Raw genomic sequence first — 15,592 nt, forward strand, 5'->3', positions numbered from 1 at the left:
CACGCCTTCAGAGTGTGTTCGCCAGTCCCTAGCTCGCCAACTCGTCGAATCCTGGCCGCGCGTGTCACAACAATCGGGCTCGCACCACGGTAGTGGCACGAGCCCGAAAGATTATGTAGTCAGTTTATGTAGTCAGGGGCTTCACCCCATCGCGAGTATCACGCCTGTGGCTGAACGTCAGCCCATTCGCCAAGCGAGACGCGGTGACCGGTGTAGAACGGACGATCCTCGCGCACGTGCAGGCGAGCCCGGGTGTAGCGCTGAGCGTGAAGCACGCCCTCCAGGCGATCGAGCGTGTCAGCCTCGAATGCGAGAATCCACTCGTAGTCGGACATACCGAATGCGGACAGGGTCGAACCCTTGACATCCGGGTACTGGCTGAAGCCATTCTTGCCGTGCTCGGCCATGATGGCGCTACGCTCTTCGGGCTCCATCAGGTACCAGTCGTAAGAGCGGACGAACGGGTAGACGGTGATCCAGTCGCGCGGTGCGACGCCTGCGAAGCATGCGGGCACGTGGCGAGTGTTGAATTCTGCGGGAGTGTGCTGACCCATGACGGACCAGACGGGAATCAAGTAGGCGCCCAGGGGCGACGCGAGCAGACCGCGGTAGGCCTTCTGCAACGCGAGCGGATCGTCGGCGAGCCACCACACCAGCAGGTCAGCGTCGGCGCGCAGGCCAGCAAGGTCGTAAGTGCCACGCAGTTCCACGCCCTCGGGGGTGATGGCTGCCAGGGTTTCCTCAACCAGGACCTTGCGTTCTACTTCATCAGTCGGTAGCGGTGCACCGGTCGCGAAGACCGAGGTCAGGCCGTAGTGGAAGCCGTTGTTGATGGCGTCGATATCGACGTCGGTGACGTCGCGCGGATCCTTGTGCGAGTAGGTCTTTCCGGTCTGGCTCATTGGTTCTCCTTTGATGTGAGCTTTGTGTGAAGCTATTTGCTTGTTTGTTTCAGTTGGCGCGAATGTTCAACGGGCAGTTTTCTCCGATTGACGAGGCCGCCCATCGCGCTTATTCGCGTGACTTTTCTGGGCGGGTTCGGCCGGGTGGTGTGCGTCGCGCGGGTGAGTGTGCGTGGGTAGTTCGCCGTTCTTCGCGGCGGTTGGCCCTGCAACGACTGTCTTTCCCGTGTCGAGACCTTCGATCATGCGACAGCAGTGGCTTGCGCATTCGTCCGGCCACGCGCCCAGCGGAAGGGTCGAGGGTTGTTCTGGGTTTTCTCCGCGAGCGCGGGCTGCGCGTTCAAGGATGAGGTCGGCAAGGGATGCGATGAATGCGGGGTGCGTGTCGACGGTGCGCGCGCGGTCGTAGTCGAGTTCCAGGTCGGTAGCGGTTTGCTTGGCTTCGGTGTCGAGGTCAAAGACGACTTCCATGTGGTCGGAAATAAAGCCGATGGGTGCGCATGAGACGGCTTTGACGCCTTCGGCTTTGAGTTCTTCGAGCCGATCATTGATGTCGGGTTCCAGCCAAGATGCGTTCGGGTTGCCCGAACGCGAGCAGAAGGCCAAGTCGGTTTTCAGCGTTCCTACTTTGAGTCCAAGCTTTTCTTCGACTGCGGGGACGATCAGTTCCATGAGCGCGAGATGCTGAGCCGCGTAGTCTGAGCCGGTCTTGTCGGAATTACCGGATCCGCCCTGCATCGGGGTGGGGATGGAGTGGGTGACGAAGACGAGGTGCAAATCGTCAATCACAGTTCCTCGATCGAGTAGCGTCTTCACTGATTCGCTGACAACGTCGATCTGGGCGGTAAGAAAGCCGGGGGAATCGTGATACGAGCGAACCTTATCGACGATCATGTCCTTGCCGCCATCGGGGAGCAGGGCGAGTGCGTCCGCGACATCTTCGCGGTACTGCCGGCATCCGGAGTAGGAGGCGTAGGCAGAGGTCTGCATCATCAGGATTCTGCGGGCACCACCCTGGACAAGTTCCGCGATTGTTTCCGACATGAAGGGATGCCAGTTTCGGTTTCCGAGGCCAATAGTGATGTCCGCGCCTCGTGAGTGCAGTTCCTCGCGCAGAGCTTCTAGCAAGGCCTCGTTGCAGGCGTTGATGGGACTGACTCCCCCGAAACGTCCGTAGTGACCAGAGACTTCCAGCAGGCGCTCGTCCGGAATCCCCTTGCCTTTCGTGGCGTTACGCATGAAAGGGAGCACATCGTCGGGGCCATTCGGGCCACCGTAGGAAACCACGAGAAGCGCATCGTAGGGTGCGGTCAGATCAGACATTTTCTGCTCCAATTCCAAGGACTCGTTCAAGCGCTTCGAGGTATTCATGCGCATTTCCGTCTGCTACTGCTGCCCTGGCAGTACGGCAGGGCGCGTTCACCAAACGCGCCGCCAAGTGGTGGAGGGCTCGAGCAGTGCGCGCGGCCTCGTCCTCATCACGGTGAGAAAGAGTGGCACATTCTTCTTCGACGATCGCGTCAACTGCGTTTCTGAGGTTCACAATCGCACGGTCAACATCCGCCCCATGGGCGACGTTGACGAAGGTTGTGACAGCGTCGGCGATGATGGCTTCGGCGATGTCGATGTCTTCACGTTGGACCGCGGGCAGGCGATCAGAGACGTTGTCCAAGCCGATGCGAACCACCTGGTCTGCTTCGAAATCGTCGATTTCAATATCGGGAACCAACGCAAGATCCACAATGATCAGTGGGCTGTCGGCGCCTCGGGTGGATACGGCCGCGCGGATCTGATCTGCGGTCAAGACCGGCTGACCACTGCCTCTGCACGAAACAATGAGGTCCACGTGGGCAAGCTCGTCATCAATGGTGTCGGGGACAATTGGGCGGGCACCGTGACCTTCACAAAACGCTTCGGCGCGCCCCGACGCTGAGTGGACTCCGATCTCGCGGACGCCATGGTCGCGCAGGGCACTGACAGTTGCACCCGCGTAGGACCCGGTTCCAAAGAGGATGGCGCGTTGGTCGCCGAGGTCGCCTCGTATTTCCTCCGCTAGGTCAAGGGCGACGTGAACAATGGAGCGTCCATGGCCAGCAAGACTTGTTTTCGCAGCTACTTTGCGTGACACCGCGGACGAGGATTGGAAGAGGCGCGAAAGAGCGGGAGTGATCGTCCCCCGTTGCGTGGCCACTTCAGCTGCGCGACGGACTTGACCGACAATTTCGCGTTCTCCGATGACCATGGAGTCCAAGCCCGAGGCAACGCGAAACAGGTAGGCGACAGCGTCGCGACCAGAGCGCGATGTCACCGCGTCGAGTCGTTCACTCAGCGCCACCGGGAATTCAGCGGAGTCGACAACAATATCGACGCGGTTACAGGTCGATATCGTGACCGCACCGTCGATCACTCCGACTTTGAGGAATTCATCGACAATCGACGGGGTGGTGCGACTAGCCTCGGCCACGGCATCAAGGCCCTGGTCGGAATGGCTGACGGATAAAATATGAATTCCCATTTCGTCGCAATCAAACCATAATTAAACCTATGATTCACAATTTATGTGAATCATTTTGGAAAATCATTTAACGACAATTTGACAGATAAAATAAATGACACCTTGACATAAAAACAAATTGTTGAATCTGCCCCCACCATGTAAGGAAAACCGTGACCCTTTCGGACAACGCGCCCGTGGCGACGAAGGCCACCACGTCACCCGTGGCCGAGTCTTCGTTCATGCAAGCAGTGTCAGGCCGTCGACCAGCCACGACCCCCGTCTGGTTTATGCGCCAGGCAGGACGTTCTTTGCCCGAGTACCGCGAGCTGCGCGCACGCTCGCAGGTATCAATGTTGGACGCGTGCCTGACTCCCGAATTGGCAAGTGAGGCGACACTACAGCCGGTCCGTCGCCACGGGGTTGACGCAGCGGTGTTCTATTCGGACATCATGGTTCCCCTGCGACTTGCGGGGGTGGATGTGGAGATAGTGGGGGGCGTTGGCCCTGTCATCGCGTCTCCGATTCGTTGCGCGGATGACGTTAATCGTCTGACAGAGCGCGGAGCGTCGCTTTCAATCGCGCCCGGAATTGAGCAGATCCGCCAAGCCGTACACATGACAGTTGCCCAGCTTGGGTCCACTCCCCTGATCGGTTTTGGTGGCGCACCTTTTACCCTCGCCTGCTACCTGGTTGCCGGCCGACCTTCTCGCGACCATTGCGAAGCTCGAGCGTTCATGTATTCGGATCCGGAGTCATGGGATCGGCTGATGACGTGGTGCGCAGATGTCACCGGAGCGTTTATCGCCGAGCAGGTATCGGCTGGCGCATCAGCCACTCAGCTGTTCGATTCGTGGGTTGGCGTGCTGGGCGAAGACGATTATCGGCGCCACGTGTCCCCCTATTCAGCGCGTGCGATCGAGGTTGCCGGTCGCGCCCTGAGTTCAACAACTGGAACGCGCGCCCCGATGATCCATTTCGGCACAGGCACACCGCAGTTGCTGACCGCGATGCATGATGCAGGTGGCGATATCATCGGCGTTGACCAGCGCATTTCTTTGGACTCTGCATCCGCGCTTTTTGACAATACTGTTCCCCTGCAGGGCAATCTGGATCCCGCCTACCTGACCGCCCCATTCGACATTCTTGAAGCAAAGGTGCGTCAGATTATTCGTCAGGGTAAGGCCGCACCGTCCCATATTTTCAACCTTGCTCACGGCGTTCCAAAGGACACAGATCCACGCGTTCTGACACGTCTGGTCGAGTTGGTGCATTCGCTATGAACGCCGGAAATCGCACGATCTCATCGACAAACGAATTGTCCCGCGATCACTGGGACACGATCGTGATCGGTGGCGGAATTGCTGGACTTGTTTCCGCCTGGGAATCCGTCAAAGCAGGCCAGACGACCCTGCTTGTTGAGTCGCGAGGCTATGTGGGCGGGCAGGTCGCGTCAATGATGGTGGGTGGTGCCCACGTCGACATCGGCGCGGAGAGTTTTGCTCCACGAGGCACCGCGATGACCTCCATGGCTGAAGAGCTGGGGCTGAAAGTCACAGCACCCAGTGGAGGGCGCTCGCATTATTTCCTGCCGCCCGTTCCTCATTCTCTCCACACCACATGGGGTCTTCACCGGTTCCCATCGGACTCGATGATGGGTATCCCTTCTGACCCAGCATCGGCAGAAGTCCGGGCAATTCTTGGGGATCAAGGGGCGATGCGCGCATGCGAAGACCTGACTTTACCTCCCCACGTCGGCGCCGAATGCGCCGACGTGGCCTCGTTTATTGAAGCCCGCATGGGGCGAGTCGTGCTTGATCGCTTGGTCCGCCCGCTGGTTGCTGGCATTCACTCGCAGGATCCTGAGAAGCTGGATGTCGACCGCGTACTACCCGGGATGCGCGCTGACCTACTCCATCACGGGAGCCTTGCGAAGGCTGTTGGCGCACGACTGGAAAAGTCGAGCGGGTCACGTGGCGATGTCAGCATCGAGGGTGGAATGCAGGTTCTGATCGACGCCCTTACAGCTGAGATTCTGGCAAAGGGTTCCGCGATTGCGACGCGTTGCGGCGCGGAAGCGATCTGTTGCGCGTCGCTCAGCGCCAGCGACTCGAACACCGTCCAATGGCAGGTGGATATTCGCGATACGACCCCGGCTGGAGCTCCTTCCGCAGAACCTCGTCGAACGTCGGTCGGACGTCTGCTCACAGCCAGTCGCGTCATTCTGGCGTGTTCGCACGCAGCCGCTCTGCGTGTGCTCACCCCTTTGTTCCCGGAAGCCCAAGAATGTGCGTTTGCGCCGGGCGCGCCGATTGTGCGGTCTTTCCTCACTGTTCGAGCAGAGGCGCTGGATAGCGCTCCGGTTGGTCCTGGATTGCTGGTTTCGCCCGATATTTCTAGCGTTGCCGAGTGCCCTGTAGGCGCGAAAGCACTTTCTCAGCTGGATGTGAAGTGGGCATGGATTGCCGACGAATTGCGCGAGGCTCACGGGGAGCACGTTCATCTTCTTCGCCTGTCTCACGGTCGACCAGGGGATGAAGATCGAACACCATCACTGGGCGAGCTTCTGCATGACGCTAGCGTGCTGACCGGTACGGATCTTGGAGCCGAGAACGTGATCAATCACAGGGTGATTCACTGGAATGGCACTTTGGCGCAGGCGACACCCGACTTGGCTCGTCGAATCAGTGCCCTGCGCCAGAAGGCGGAATCATTGCCCGGCTTGCTGATTTGTGGGGCGTGGGTATCAGGTTCCGGAATCGCCAGCGTGGTGGCAGATGCACGTCAGCGCGTACGGGGTGAGAGGCGCTCACTCCTTTTCGGCAGGTGAAAAGAATTCATTTAATCCTGAAACACGAATTACGTCATTACCTATTGCCGAATATCTGTCACATAAATTCCGACTCTCCAGATAGTTTTTAATTCACTCTGTCATAAAATAATTGAATCCGAAGAATTACGTGAAGAGAACCGACTTTTGTCACTATCAATTATCGAATTACCCTCATCTCGTCTAATCTGCAATGGTGACCATGAACTCCCCCATCCCCGCTTCCGATACCCCCGTCCTCAAGCTGGGCACGCGAGCTTCAAAGCTTGCCCTCACCCAATCGCAGATGGTGGCGGACGCGATCGAGGAAGCTGGCACACATGCGGGCACCCCCGTCCGCGTGGAGCTTGTTCATATCACGACTCACGGCGACGTTGACCCAACTCCTCTGTCGAAGCTGGGGGGAGCCGGGGTATTCGTTGCCCGCCTGCGCGAATCTCTACTTGCTGGCGAATGCGATATTGCCGTGCATTCGTGTAAGGATCTGCCGACCGACGATATTGACGGTTTGACCCTCGTCGCGATGCCACCGCGCGAGGATGTTCGCGACGCTCTCTGTTCGCGAGGTGGCGCGCCGTTGGCAGAGCTTCCAGAAGGCGCAAAGGTTGGCACGGGTTCTCCCAGGCGTAGTGCGCAGATTCTGGCTACCCGCCCCGACATTCAGATCGTCGATATTCGTGGCAATGTTCCGACGCGCCTCGCACGCATCAACGAAGATCTGGACGCCGTCATATTAGCAACCGCAGGGCTCAACCGTTTAGGCATGTCAGAGGCGATTGCACAGTACCTTCCGACCAATCAGATGCTTCCTGCCGCCGCCCAAGGGGCACTGGCTATTGAAGTGCGATCCGACTGGGATCCCGCGTTGATCGCTCTTGTTGCGTCGTTGGATGACCCGGCAACACACATCGGCGTAACTGCAGAGCGCTCGCTCATGAACGCATTGGGTGCCGGATGCGCTGCACCACTTGGAGCGCTTGGCACAATCGACGACGGAGTATTGACCCTGCACGGACGCGTGATCGCGACCGATGGCAGCCAGGTGCTTGAACGTGTGGCCTCGTGCCCCATTCCCCAGGTCCACGATTCCACGTCCGCGATCTCCACCAAGACGCACGAGGCCGCAATCTTACTGGGACGCGCGCTTGCGCAGACCCTGCTTGGGGCGGGGGCCGAAGAAGTCGCTGACATACACGCCACGAAGAATCAGACGAAATGAGCACTGACGCACACGTCTTCATCACGCGCCCGCATTCTAAGGAGCGCCCCGACCCGTTTGGGCAGGCGATCGAAGCCCTCTCGACTCCGAACGTGCACGTTCACGCTGAATCTTTGGAACTCACTCGCACCACAGTGAGTGACGAGGAGTGCAAGCGTTTCGCAGATGATCTCATGACGTACGCGTCAACGGGTTCGTGCGGATGGATTCTGTTTACTTCAGCGCGCACGATTCGCGTATGCGCACATCGCATCGAGAATTTTGTCGATTATATGAAGTGCGTGCACGAACGAGGCGCGCGCATCGGCGTGGTTGGCCCCGCCACAGCAAAAGCATTGAAAGCGCTCGGCATCGACGTTGATCTGCAGTCCGAAGGGTCCGGGGAGGACTTGGCGAACGCTGTTGTCGCTTTCGATCGCGAGCGCAGTGTCCAGACTCGTGAAGTACTACTTCCACAGTCGGCAATCGCCAGGGTTCAGCTTCGCCAGATACTGAGCGAGGCCAGCTATCCTGTCCGTCATTACCCGGTCTACACAACGGTCACGATCGCTCCACGGTATTCTCTCGAGCTTGCCAGAATGTGCTCGTCCACCTACGTGGCCGCAACGGTCATCACCGCCCCCTCATCAGCGCGAGCTTTGAAAGACGTTGCGCCCTACTTATTCCCCCATATTCCCGTCATTGTGTTGGGACAGGCGAGCGCCACAACGATGGCAGAGATCGCTCCCGAAGCTCAGGTCATTGTCGCCGATCATCCCACTCCTGACGCGGTTGCCGACTGTATCAAGCGCATTCTTGAAACACATGCTGGTCATTCACCACAGAAAGGGATCTGACTTTCCATGACTTCTCCCACTCCATTCTTCCGCCCCCGCCGAGTTCGACAGTCCGCTGCGATGCGTGGCCTCGTCCGCGAAACTCGAGTGAGCGCCCAGCAACTGATCGCACCCGTGTTCGTCCGCGAAGGCATCGACTCTCCCGTGCCGATCACTTCAATGCCCGGCCAGTTCCAGTTCGACATTGATTCGTTGCGTCGCTACGCAGCCGAGTGCGCCGAAGCTGGCATCGGCGGGATTGACCTGTTTGGTGTGCCCGAGGTGCGTGATCCGACCGGTTCGCAGGCGTGGGCAGAAGACGGGATTCTGAACCGTGGCATCACTGCCATTGCCGAAGAAGTGGGCGACGCACTCGTCATCTGTGCCGACACCTGCCTCGACGAATTCACTGACCATGGGCACTGCGGCGTCCTCGACGAACAGGGCCGCGTTGACAACGATCCAACCTTAGACCTGTACGTCAAGATGGCTCTATCTCAGGCTGAAGCCGGCGCCCACATGGTGTCCCCATCGGGGATGATGGACGGCCAGGTGCGCGCAATCCGCGAAGCGCTTGACGATAATGGGCACACAGATGTTGCCATCCTTGCCTACTCGGCAAAGTACGCGTCCGCGTTCTACGGCCCATTCCGCGAAGCCGTCGACTCGACCCTGAAAGGCGACCGTCGCACCTACCAGCAGGATCCCGCGAACAAGCGCGAAGGCGTACGCGAGGTTCTACTCGACATCGAGGAAGGGGCTGACATCGTCATGGTCAAGCCCGCGCTTGCCTACCTTGATGTTTTGGCTGAAGTCACTTCACTATCGAGCGTCCCAGTCGCCGCCTATCAGGTGTCCGGCGAATACGCCATGGTAGAAGCAGCCGCCGCAAACGGGTGGATCAACCGCGATGCCATCATCGACGAATCCATCACCGCGATCGTGCGCGCAGGCGCTGACATGGTCCTCACCTATTGGGCGCTTGAAGTTGCCAAGCGCCTTCGAAAGTAAACCCACGCACCACCCAGCGGCACCCGGCAACTGCGCAAAACAGCGCGAAACTGAGCGGCCTCGTCAATTTCTATACAACGTTAGACTGATGAATATACGGAGAACCCGATGACCACCAACGAAGAACTATTCACCCGCGCTTTAGGCGTGATTCCCGGCGGAGTTGATTCTCCCGTGCGCGCGTACGGATCCGTCGGTGGCGTCCCGCCGTTCATCACATCCGCGAAGGGCGCATATGTGAAGGACGCGACTGGGCGCGAATACGTGGACCTGGTGTGTTCGTGGGGACCCGCCCTGCTGGGACACTCGCACCCAGCAGTCATCGAAGCCGTTCAGAAGGCGGCAGCGAAAGGCTTGTCGTTTGGCGCGCCGACCGAGGCGGAAGTTGAACTCGCCGAACTGATCCGTTCCAGGGTGAGCCCCGCCGAGCGCGTCCGTTTCGTCTCCACCGGCACTGAAGCCACCATGACCGCCATGCGTCTGGCACGCGGAGCGACCGGTCGCGACCTGATCGTGAAGTTTGCCGGCTGCTACCACGGGCATTCTGACGCCTTGCTTGCGGCCGCCGGATCGGGGGTTGCTACCGGAGGTTTGCCCGGATCCGCGGGCGTGCCGACTGCGGTCAGCGCTCAGACGATCGTGTTGCCCTACCACGATGAGGTGGCCCTCGAAGAATGCTTTGCCACCCGCGGTAAAGAAATTGCCGCCGTCATCTGCGAAGGTGCGCCGGCCAATATGGGCGTCGTTGATCCCGGATCGTTCAACCTAGCGATTCGTCGCGCCACTGAAAAGTACGGTGCGCTGATGATCTTGGACGAGGTATTGACCGGCTTCCGCGTTTCCGCCGGCGGAATATGGGGCTTGCGTTCAGCATCCGAAGGTGGTTGGGCACCCGATCTTTTCGCGTTCGGGAAGGTTGTCGGTGGCGGTATGCCACTGGCGGCGGTCGGCGGACGCGCAGATGTGATGAACCTGCTGGCTCCGCTCGGTCCCGTCTATCAGGCAGGAACCCTGTCCGGCAATCCGCTGGCGACCGCAGCCGGTATTGCCACCCTGAAGCTTGCCGATCAGGGCGTGTACGACCATGTTGACTTAGTCGCGCAGACGGTCATCGACATCGTGTCGTCTGCCCTTGTCGCCGAGGGTGTCCCCTTCGGCATTCAGCGCGCCGGTTCACTGTTCTCCATCGCGTTTGGGGACGAGGCCGCGCAGGCTCCACTGATCAACTACGCCCAAATGCAGGCGCAGGACACGTGGCGTCACCCGGCGTTCTTCCACGCTTTCCTTGATGCCGGCGTTTCCTTGCCACCGTCGCTCTTCGAAGCGTGGTTCGTGTCAGCCTCGCATGGCGAACGGGAGTTTGAAGCAATTGCTGCGGCGGCTCCTGTAGCGGCGCGCGCAGCTGCACGCGCCGTAAAGCCACAGTGAGGGCTCGCCTGCGCCCCACAATCTGACGAGAGTGTCAGAGCACTACCCCCTGATAGGGCGTGCCCGCTACCTGGTTTCCCAGACAGCGGGCACGTCTTTCTAGGCGCTTCTTCTACGCGAGTATCTTGAGGGAGCTACGGCTTAGAAGGGCTCGTAGAAGTCACGACTCATAAAAGCGCCGTAGCCCGCGGAGGCATTCCAACACAGCACACGTATGCCCTATACGCCACGGTGTCCCCGCCGACTTGCTCATCAGCGGGGACACCGTGCGCTCAATGCGTGAAAACAGCAACCAGATTGGCCTACTTCAGACGCTGGCCTTCCCTGTAGACCTCAGCAACCTCAAAGCCCTCGGTAAAGACAACGGCATTCAGGACGACACCAGGCTCGAAAGTGAGGGTCACGCCAGCGCGTCCCTCGATTCCGAGCACCGCGGCGGGCGCCCCAACGCCTGCGCGAACAACCTGTTCAATGCTCAAGAATCCGCCTCGCACCAAGCGTTGTAGTTCCTCGGCGATACGAGCCGTGCCACCAGCAATCGTGTCCGTTCCTGCAAGAACAGCAACACCGTCAGTGATGTCCACGTCCAAGCCACCTAGCTGGTAATGACCGTCGGGCATACCAGCGCCCGCCATCGCGTCGGTCACGAAGACAACGCCGTGTGGGTTTTCAGGCTCGACGAAGCGGACGACGTCAGACACCAAGTCAGCGTCCACGTGGATCGTGTCAGCAACCAGTTCAACGGCGACCTCACCCGCACGAGCAGCAACGAGCAGTTCCCGGACAGGACCAGGAGCACGGTGCGTGATCCCAGGCATTGCGTTGAACAGGTGCGTCGCAGTCTGTGGCAGAGTCTTGAATCCGATCTGCTTCGCGTAGGCGGTCGTCTCGGCGATGACCTCGCGAGTACGAGGCCCCGACGACACCGTGTGCCCCCACGACGGGATTGCGCCGTAGTCCAACAGGAGCTTCGCAGCCTCGGTAGCACCTTCCACTTCGGGAGCGATCGTCATCGAGCGAATGTAACCCTTGCCCGCTTCAAGCCACGTGCGTAGCTCATCAAGGTCGGGGTTACGTACCGCTTCCGGATTCTGCGCACCACATTTGTGAGGCGAAATGTACGGGCCCTCCATGTGGATGCCGATCAGATCACCGGACTCGCAGGCTACGACGAGTTCGCGGATCGCCGGCAATGGGTCCACCAACGACACCGTTGACGCCAGCATTGCCGTCGTCCCCATCTGACGGTGAGCGTTGATCACCGTCATGATCTTTTCAAACGTCGGCTCATCCGGGAACGAGCATCCCCCACCACCGTGGCAGTGAATGTCAATGAAACCCGGAGTAATCCAGCCCTTCACAGACTCGTCATACGGCAGAACCTCGACAACGCGACCATCCTTCACAACCAGGCCGGAACCACGCGTGTGACCGTCAGCGTCCAGTACCTGCCCGGTTAGAGTGACGACAGAGTCCTCGTCGACCAGTCCGTTGACTGGGAGTGCACCCGCGGCGCTCATCGCAGGATCTCCCACGCGTTCGTGTACACCTCCTTGTGGGCGAGCTTTGAGGCAGCCGCTTCGTCGAGCAGAACCGTGACGCTGGGGTGCATCTGGATGATGGACGCCGGCCAGAGAGCCGAAACGCCACCCTCGATCATCGCTGCAACCGCGTCAGCTTTGCCTTCTCCGGTGACGATCATCAGCAGGTGCTTCGCATCCATGATCGTGCCCAGGCCCTGCGTCATGCAACGGGTCGGAACCTGGCTCACGTCGCCGTCGAAGAACCGAGAGTTATCTTCGCGAGTCTGCTTGGTCAACGCATCAACGTGCGTGCGCGACACCAGCGAACCGCCCGGTTCATTGAAGCCGATATGACCGTCTGAACCGATGCCGAGGATCTGCAGGGTCACGCCACCAGCAGCCTTGATTGCCTCGTCATAGTCTTTCGCTGCAGCCTCAAGATCGTCGGCGAAACCGTTGGGAACATTGAGGTTTTCTTCGGTCAGGCCGGTCTTGTCATCACCGACGAGCTCGCGGGACAGTACCTTACGGTAGCCCTCTGGATGGTCCTCGGCGATGCCGACATACTCGTCAAGCGCGAACGCCTTGAAATCCGTTAGAGAGAACGTCCCCGCTGCGTGAGCATCGCGAATACGAGCATAAAGAGCCAAGGGAGTAGAACCCGTAGCAACACCCAGCGTCTTCACGTCGGCGACCGACAGGACATCAATCAATTCCTTGATAGCGACGTCTGCAACTTCGTCAGCCGTCTTGAAAATACCGATCTGCATGGTGTGGGACTCCTTTGATGACCCAAGTGCGTCTTTTAACCGATGCCATCAGTTTATGATTTGGACGATTGTCGCGGAATACGTTCACCGCATGTGCGAAGCGCGGTGGAATTATGCCCATAACGTAACGCCAATCACGCCACAGGAACCGGCGACCACAACACAACCCCGCCATTCGTTGAAATGGACTAGCCCCAAAAATTGGACTGGTTTCAGTCTAGGCGGTTAGCGCTTCAAGGGCGGAGACGGCGGGATTCGAACCCGCGGTACGCTTCAACACGTACACACCCTTAGCAGGGGTGCGCTTTCAGCCACTCAGCCACGTCTCCAGTACGGAAGTACCCACTAATCCTAACGGGTTTCGATGCCGTGAGGGAAATTGGCGCATCGAAATCACATTACGAAAGCATGGCACTCCCCGATGGAGAGAACTCGGCTCAGTCGAGCCGAGTTCTCTCGTCCTCAGGAACGATCAACTGTTACGAACGATCAACCGTTACCGAGTCTTCATCCTTGCGACGACGAGATATCAGTGCACCAACACCCGCTAGACCAACAAGCACTGCCACTCCGAGAAGTCCCACAATCGATGCACCAGTGAGTGCAAGCGTGGATTCAGCTTTCTTCATCGGCCTCCCACTCAATGGTGTAGCCACTTCGTTTTTCCCACCGCTAGGCTTTGCCACCGCAAGTGCACGAATAGTTACCGGCTCTTGCATGGACTGCTCGAAAAGAATCTGAAGCGTCTGAGTTGCAGGGACCTTCACCGTAGGCTTCAAGATCTGGGTCGGTAGCTTCGCACTCCACGTGTCTCCATCAACCGTTCCAGCAACCGGCTGATCGTCAACTTCAAGCATTGGAGCTTTAACTGCACACGCTTGAACCTTGGACTGATCTGCAACTGCACCCAGGGTTAAGGTAGCTTGGATCTGCGGGTCATCCTTTGAATCCAGCAGAACGTAGTCGGGCTTCTTCTTGGAAACACACGCAAGGTTTGCTTCGCCAGGAGCGCCCTTGCCATCCACCTTCGGAAGGTAGAGCGGATCGGGCGAGCAGGTTCCCTCCGCATCATTATTAAGCGAAGCAGTCCAGTTCGTTGATTCGATACCTGCATGCTTAATCGTCAGATATGTAACGTAAAGATCCGCCTGGGGGTTAGCAACTTGCTCAGCATTGGCGACAAGTTCGAAAGAGGCTTCTTCACCTTCGGTGACACTCTTTTGGGTTTGCCCCGTTATCCCCTTGTACTGCCAACGATCCTTGGTTTGGTGAGTAACGGTTGCAGTGCCCGACAGTTCAGCTTTTGAGGACTCCACAGTCACCGATTGCTGGGACTTCGAATCAATGTCGCACAACGCGTTTACGGTCGGGGCAACAGGAGCCTTTGCGCTGGTTGCGACCGTGAACGAGGGGACGTTTGCCAGATCCTTACCGTCAACGTTCACCACCGGCGTGTGCGTTTCAGTCATGTCGTGATCTGCCGGAGCGGTGCGAGTGACGCTCACCGTTGCAGTCCAGACATTGTTTTCAATAGTGCCAGTGGCACGCTTCCCATCGATCGTAACGACGGGGTCAGCAGGAAAAACAGGTTTGCCCGGCTCCGGTTGGGCTTGCGAGGCAATCTGCCAGGCTCCATACCTTTCATAACCCCACTCTGACGCGGGATTATGGTATGCACTGAGCCAGTAGGCGTTGTCGGGAAGCGTGCACGTTACCTCAACAGTTGATCCTTCGGGCATCTTTTGGCTGGCAGGAGTACAGGTTGCAGGCAGATGCTTCCGGTCCTTGGTGTCGATAAGAAACTCGACGTCGTAGTTAGTGAGTCGCCCCTTTTCGTTTTCGACGACGAATGTTGCCTTCTTTTCTTCCTTCACCTGCTGAAGCGGGATCGACACGGTGTAGTCAACGCTGACGTCTGCTTTCGGTTCAACGTCGAAACGGCTGGCGGCAAGTGGCTGGACGGTAGCGTCGCCGAGAGCCATTATGGGTCCCGGCTGAGTGTCAGCGTAGCGCGCACGCATGGTTCCGAACATGCTCGAAGCCGGGCTGTATCGGTCGCCGGTCAGGTTCGCCCCGGCCGCCCATGCCGTCGGGGTGACTAGGATGCTGGTAGCAAGAACCACACATGTAGCGACTCCAGCAACACGCAGTTGAACTTTCATGTCTACTCTCATTTCTGGGACTTTTTAGGCATGGCTACATTACATTAGGCTCACCTTATTTCAAAGGTGAAGGCACGCATCTATCCGCGCACCCTGACCCAAATAAAGCCCGTCCAGCACCCCTAAGATTCGGGCATTAGCCCTCATTAGCCCCAAGATCCAGCCCGCCGTAACACACCCGCCCCTCCAGATCAGAAAGATCAACAAGGGCAGAGTTTTGGTTCCACACGTGCATGGGCATCCACCGCACGTTTTGTTTGACCCATTGGTTGAGGCGAAGTTGTCGGAAGGTGTTTTCTTCAGCTGGTTTTGAAGGGTCCTGGGTTTTGTTCCTCGGTTTTATCGAGGAGGATAAGGGCTATGGCCCAACATTATTCGCAAGAGTTCAAAGCTTGAGCAGTGTGTCTTGTCAAGGAGCGGTTAAAACAGGACCCGGCA

The 15,592-nt window shown here is 58.6% G+C and carries 12 protein-coding genes and 1 tRNA gene; 6 read left to right on the top strand and 7 right to left on the bottom strand.

The genetic code is table 11. From position 1 onward, the window contains the following. Positions 1-158 precede the first annotated feature (158 nt). From hemQ to G5S47_RS07455, 3 genes are all read right to left on the bottom strand, one after another. Positions 159-902 (bottom strand): hydrogen peroxide-dependent heme synthase, encoded by a 744-nt coding sequence (hemQ, locus tag G5S47_RS08570; RefSeq protein ID WP_257878438.1) that lies wholly within the window; start codon positions 900-902, stop codon positions 159-161. Positions 903-968: 66 nt separating this feature from the next. Then, positions 969-2,273: a ferrochelatase gene (locus tag G5S47_RS08575; RefSeq protein WP_257878439.1), complete on the bottom strand. Its 1,305-nt coding sequence runs from the start codon at positions 2,271-2,273 to the stop codon at positions 969-971. Then, positions 2,218-3,417 carry a glutamyl-tRNA reductase gene (locus G5S47_RS07455; RefSeq protein ID WP_219585490.1) on the bottom strand — a complete coding sequence of 400 codons (1,200 nt, stop codon included), beginning with the start codon at positions 3,415-3,417 and terminating at the stop codon, positions 2,218-2,220. The genes G5S47_RS08575 and G5S47_RS07455 overlap by 56 nt, the downstream gene beginning before the upstream one ends. Positions 3,418-3,569: 152 nt before the next feature. On the opposite strand from G5S47_RS07455, the gene hemE reads away from it, so the two are divergent. The 6 genes from hemE to hemL all read left to right on the top strand — a co-directional run bounded on the left by hemE (position 3,570) and on the right by hemL (position 10,699). Continuing rightward, the gene (gene hemE / locus G5S47_RS07460; RefSeq protein ID WP_219585491.1) at positions 3,570-4,679 is read left to right on the top strand and encodes a uroporphyrinogen decarboxylase; all 1,110 of its coding nucleotides are present in this window, start codon (positions 3,570-3,572) and stop codon (positions 4,677-4,679) included. Beyond that, entirely contained in the window at positions 4,676-6,226 is a 1,551-nt protein-coding gene (locus G5S47_RS07465; protein ID WP_219585492.1) for a protoporphyrinogen/coproporphyrinogen oxidase, read from the top strand. Before hemE ends, G5S47_RS07465 begins: the two co-directional genes overlap by 4 nt. A 202-nt stretch (positions 6,227-6,428) precedes the next feature. Beyond that, complete coding sequence (gene hemC, locus G5S47_RS07470; RefSeq protein ID WP_219585493.1) at positions 6,429-7,445, top strand: hydroxymethylbilane synthase; 1,017 nt, start codon at positions 6,429-6,431, stop codon at positions 7,443-7,445. Further along, the gene (locus G5S47_RS07475; RefSeq protein WP_219585494.1) at positions 7,442-8,281 is read left to right on the top strand and encodes a uroporphyrinogen-III synthase; all 840 of its coding nucleotides are present in this window, start codon (positions 7,442-7,444) and stop codon (positions 8,279-8,281) included. Before hemC ends, G5S47_RS07475 begins: the two co-directional genes overlap by 4 nt. A gap of 6 nt (positions 8,282-8,287) precedes the next feature. Next, the gene (hemB, locus tag G5S47_RS07480) at positions 8,288-9,271 is read left to right on the top strand and encodes a porphobilinogen synthase (RefSeq protein ID WP_219585495.1); all 984 of its coding nucleotides are present in this window, start codon (positions 8,288-8,290) and stop codon (positions 9,269-9,271) included. Positions 9,272-9,379: 108 nt separating this feature from the next. Further along, positions 9,380-10,699: a glutamate-1-semialdehyde 2,1-aminomutase gene (gene hemL / locus G5S47_RS07485; RefSeq protein ID WP_219585496.1), complete on the top strand. Its 1,320-nt coding sequence runs from the start codon at positions 9,380-9,382 to the stop codon at positions 10,697-10,699. Between the two features lie 302 nt (positions 10,700-11,001). Here hemL and G5S47_RS07490 read toward each other — a convergent pair whose 3' ends face one another. The 4 genes from G5S47_RS07490 to G5S47_RS07505 all read right to left on the bottom strand — a co-directional run bounded on the left by G5S47_RS07490 (position 11,002) and on the right by G5S47_RS07505 (position 15,154). After that, on the bottom strand, positions 11,002-12,234 hold the full coding sequence (locus G5S47_RS07490; protein WP_257878440.1) for an N-acetylglucosamine-6-phosphate deacetylase: 1,233 nt from the start codon (positions 12,232-12,234) through the stop codon (positions 11,002-11,004). Then, the gene (nagB, locus tag G5S47_RS07495) at positions 12,216-12,992 is read right to left on the bottom strand and encodes a glucosamine-6-phosphate deaminase (RefSeq protein ID WP_219585497.1); all 777 of its coding nucleotides are present in this window, start codon (positions 12,990-12,992) and stop codon (positions 12,216-12,218) included. Before nagB ends, G5S47_RS07490 begins: the two co-directional genes overlap by 19 nt. A gap of 240 nt (positions 12,993-13,232) precedes the next feature. Beyond that, positions 13,233-13,321 (bottom strand) — tRNA-Ser (locus G5S47_RS07500). Between the two features lie 150 nt (positions 13,322-13,471). Continuing rightward, positions 13,472-15,154 (bottom strand): hypothetical protein, encoded by a 1,683-nt coding sequence (locus tag G5S47_RS07505; protein ID WP_006680411.1) that lies wholly within the window; start codon positions 15,152-15,154, stop codon positions 13,472-13,474. Between the last annotated feature and the right edge of the window lie 438 nt (positions 15,155-15,592).

Origin of the sequence: Schaalia turicensis (assembly GCF_019380255.1) — a bacterium.
Taxonomy (GTDB): Bacteria; Actinomycetota; Actinomycetes; order Actinomycetales; family Actinomycetaceae; genus Pauljensenia; species Pauljensenia turicensis_A.